This is a genomic window from Ammoniphilus resinae, assembly GCF_017873965.1.
GTDB lineage: Bacteria > Bacillota > Bacilli > Aneurinibacillales > RAOX-1 > Ammoniphilus_A > Ammoniphilus_A resinae.
In genome coordinates this window covers 1-2,666 of record NZ_JAGGKT010000048.1, presented here as the reverse complement: position 1 = coordinate 2,666, position 2,666 = coordinate 1, and the positions used below count along the sequence as shown (strand labels likewise).

Annotated in this window: 23 tRNA genes; all 23 read left to right on the top strand. The window is 49.4% G+C overall.

Annotation, left to right across the window (positions count from 1 at the left end):
• The first annotated feature begins 17 nt into the window (after nucleotides 1-17).
• A tRNA-Met gene (locus J2Z37_RS25310) sits at nucleotides 18-93 on the top strand.
• Between the two features lie 9 nt (nucleotides 94-102).
• Nucleotides 103-176, top strand: a tRNA-Trp gene (locus J2Z37_RS25305).
• A gap of 4 nt (nucleotides 177-180) precedes the next feature.
• Nucleotides 181-256: transfer RNA gene (locus J2Z37_RS25300), tRNA-His, on the top strand.
• 5 nt (nucleotides 257-261) lie between these two features.
• A tRNA-Cys gene (locus tag J2Z37_RS25295) sits at nucleotides 262-336 on the top strand.
• Between the two features lie 3 nt (nucleotides 337-339).
• Nucleotides 340-416 (top strand) — tRNA-Arg (locus J2Z37_RS25290).
• Nucleotides 417-421: 5 nt separating this feature from the next.
• Nucleotides 422-497: transfer RNA gene (locus J2Z37_RS25285), tRNA-Ile, on the top strand.
• Nucleotide 498: 1 nt separating this feature from the next.
• A tRNA-Leu gene (locus J2Z37_RS25280) sits at nucleotides 499-584 on the top strand.
• Nucleotides 585-603: 19 nt separating this feature from the next.
• A tRNA-Ser gene (locus tag J2Z37_RS25275) sits at nucleotides 604-692 on the top strand.
• A gap of 75 nt (nucleotides 693-767) precedes the next feature.
• Nucleotides 768-844 (top strand) — tRNA-Glu (locus J2Z37_RS25270).
• Nucleotide 845: 1 nt separating this feature from the next.
• Nucleotides 846-921 (top strand) — tRNA-Val (locus J2Z37_RS25265).
• 7 nt (nucleotides 922-928) lie between these two features.
• A tRNA-Thr gene (locus tag J2Z37_RS25260) sits at nucleotides 929-1,004 on the top strand.
• A 6-nt stretch (nucleotides 1,005-1,010) separates the two neighbouring features.
• Nucleotides 1,011-1,087, top strand: a tRNA-Asp gene (locus J2Z37_RS25255).
• Between the two features lie 13 nt (nucleotides 1,088-1,100).
• Nucleotides 1,101-1,176, top strand: a tRNA-Phe gene (locus J2Z37_RS25250).
• 4 nt (nucleotides 1,177-1,180) lie between these two features.
• A tRNA-Tyr gene (locus J2Z37_RS25245) sits at nucleotides 1,181-1,265 on the top strand.
• Nucleotides 1,266-1,269: 4 nt separating this feature from the next.
• A tRNA-Gln gene (locus J2Z37_RS25240) sits at nucleotides 1,270-1,344 on the top strand.
• 3 nt (nucleotides 1,345-1,347) lie between these two features.
• A tRNA-Lys gene (locus J2Z37_RS25235) sits at nucleotides 1,348-1,423 on the top strand.
• Between the two features lie 20 nt (nucleotides 1,424-1,443).
• Nucleotides 1,444-1,527 (top strand) — tRNA-Leu (locus J2Z37_RS25230).
• Nucleotide 1,528: 1 nt separating this feature from the next.
• Nucleotides 1,529-1,604 (top strand) — tRNA-Gly (locus J2Z37_RS25225).
• 11 nt (nucleotides 1,605-1,615) lie between these two features.
• Nucleotides 1,616-1,704, top strand: a tRNA-Leu gene (locus tag J2Z37_RS25220).
• A gap of 37 nt (nucleotides 1,705-1,741) precedes the next feature.
• Nucleotides 1,742-1,818: transfer RNA gene (locus tag J2Z37_RS25215), tRNA-Arg, on the top strand.
• Between the two features lie 3 nt (nucleotides 1,819-1,821).
• Nucleotides 1,822-1,898: transfer RNA gene (locus J2Z37_RS25210), tRNA-Pro, on the top strand.
• 8 nt (nucleotides 1,899-1,906) lie between these two features.
• Nucleotides 1,907-1,980: transfer RNA gene (locus tag J2Z37_RS25205), tRNA-Gly, on the top strand.
• A gap of 1 nt (nucleotide 1,981) precedes the next feature.
• Nucleotides 1,982-2,058: transfer RNA gene (locus tag J2Z37_RS25200), tRNA-Ile, on the top strand.
• Nucleotides 2,059-2,666: the final 608 nt, after the last annotated feature.

Sequence of the window (2,666 nt, the reverse complement as noted above, 5' to 3'; positions counted from 1 at the left end):
CCGCTACCATAAATGATCGCGGGGTGGAGCAGTTGGTAGCTCGTCGGGCTCATAACCCGAAGGTCGCAGGTTCAAGTCCTGTCCCCGCAACCAATTTAATTTAGGGACATAGTTTAACGGTAGAACAGAGGTCTCCAAAACCTCCAGTGTGGGTTCGATTCCTACTGTCCCTGCCATATGGCGGTCGTGGCGAAGTGGTTAACGCATCGGATTGTGGCTCCGACACTCGTGGGTTCGATTCCCATCGATCGCCCCATACAAGGGAGTATAGCCAAGTGGTAAGGCACAGGTCTGCAAAACCTTTATTCCCCGGTTCAAATCCGGGTACTCCCTCCAATTGTCCCAGTAGCTCAGCTGGATAGAGCAACGGCCTTCTAAGCCGTGTGTCAGGAGTTCGAATCTCTTCTGGGACGCCAATATAGGGCCCTTAGCTCAGCTGGTAGAGCGGTCGGCTCATAACCGATTGGCCGCAGGTTCGAGTCCTGCAGGGCCCACCATGCGGTCGTGGTGGAATTGGCAGACACGCTATCTTGAGGGGGTAGTGATCTCTGATCGTGCGAGTTCGAGTCTCGCCGACCGCACCATCAATGTGTTTACTTATATGGAGGGATACCGAAGTGGTCATAACGGGGCGGTCTTGAAAACCGTTAGGGTGCAAGCCCACGGGGGTTCGAATCCCTCTCCCTCCGCCATTTAAAAAATGGAAAAAATAAACCATTGAAATCGTGGCCAATCCATGATAAATTAGTACTTGTCGCTTTTAATATGGCCCGTTGGAGAAGCGGCTTAACTCACATGCCTTTCACGCATGCATTCAGGGGTTCGAATCCCCTACGGGTCACCATGGGCGCTTAGCTCAGCTGGGAGAGCACCTGCCTTACAAGCAGGGGGTCGGCGGTTCGATCCCGTCAGCGCCCACCATGGAAAAGCCGGCTTAGCTCAATTGGTAGAGCACCTGACTTGTAATCAGGGGGTTGAGGGTTCAAGTCCTTTAGCCGGCACCATTTTTTGGAGCTGTGGTGAAGTTGGAGTTCACGCCGGTCTGTCACACCGGAGGTCGCGGGTTCGAGTCCCGTCAGCTCCGCCATTAAAAATAAATTGGCTTGGTAGCTCAGTCGGTAGAGCAGAGGACTGAAAATCCTCGTGTCGGCGGTTCGATTCCGTCCCAAGCCACCACTTCGGAGGGGTAGCGAAGTGGCTAAACGCGGCGGACTGTAAATCCGCTCCTTATGGGTTCGGCGGTTCGAATCCGTCCCCCTCCACCATTATTGGCCCATAGCCAAGCGGTAAGGCAACGGACTTTGACTCCGTCATGCCCTGGTTCGAATCCAGGTGGGCCAGCCATGTGAGCCATTAGCTCAGTCGGTAGAGCACCTGACTTTTAATCAGGGTGTCACTGGTTCGAGTCCAGTATGGCTCACCATTTAATAAAAAAACAAACATGCGGGTGTGGCGGAACTGGCAGACGCACTAGACTTAGGATCTAGCGCCTTTGGCGTGGGGGTTCGACTCCCTTCACCCGCACCATGCGGACGTAGCTCAGTTGGTAGAGCACAACCTTGCCAAGGTTGGGGTCGCGAGTTCGAGTCTCGTCGTCCGCTCCAAGTTTTAGCCAGCCGGGGTGGCGGAACTGGCAGACGCACAGGACTTAAAATCCTGCGGTAGGTGACTACCGTACCGGTTCGATTCCGGTCCTCGGCACCAAAAACGCTTTACTTCTTTTTGAAGTTCATTATATAATGTGCCCGTAGCTCAATCGGATAGAGTGTCTGACTACGAATCAGAAGGTTGGGAGTTCGAGTCTCTCCGGGCACGCCATGTCGGGAAGTAGCGCAGCTTGGTAGCGCATCTGGTTTGGGACCAGAGGGTCGCAGGTTCGAATCCTGTCTTCCCGACCATAATTCATGCGGGTGTAGTTCAATGGTAGAACTCCAGCCTTCCAAGCTGGTCGCGAGGGTTCGATTCCCTTCACCCGCTCCAGGGGCCCATAGCTCAGCTGGTTAGAGCGCACGCCTGATAAGCGTGAGGTCGGTGGTTCGAGTCCACTTGGGCCCACCATACATAGAAGCTAAGGTTTTATCCTATTGGATAAAACCTTTTTTATTTTTTAATGTTGCTTCTAACCTCCCTTATAGTAACTGAGTAACAGAGTTACTAAGTTACACTGTTACTGGGATAATCCAAAGGAGAGAGGTGTTTTTCTACAAAAAAAGAGGGAAAGACAACGCGTGCTGAACGTTCGGACAAAAAGATTAGAGTTAATTCATCATTTAACAAACAAACTCATGAAAAATTATGGCTGCGGCCTGTGGTTTAACTAAAACCACATTAGCTGCTCACTTGGTGAGATCGACCTTAATAAATATCGTTAACTTTCGTCAGAAAAAAAATGACGGAGAATTAAAATTTATTTTCGTGGAGAGAAATATAACGCGTAACTTAAATTGGTAATAAAAACCGTGGATATTTATTAGTATCCTGTGTTATATTTAATTTCTATCGCAAAAAAGATATGTTATCAGCAAAAAATACCAGTTGCAATAGAGCTGTTTAATATGTTATATTATTATATGTCGCTTCGGCGGAAAGCAAAAATGAATGTTCTTTGAAAACTGAACAGAATCATGTCCAAACAAGTCAACGTCAATGAATAATTGACATTTTAA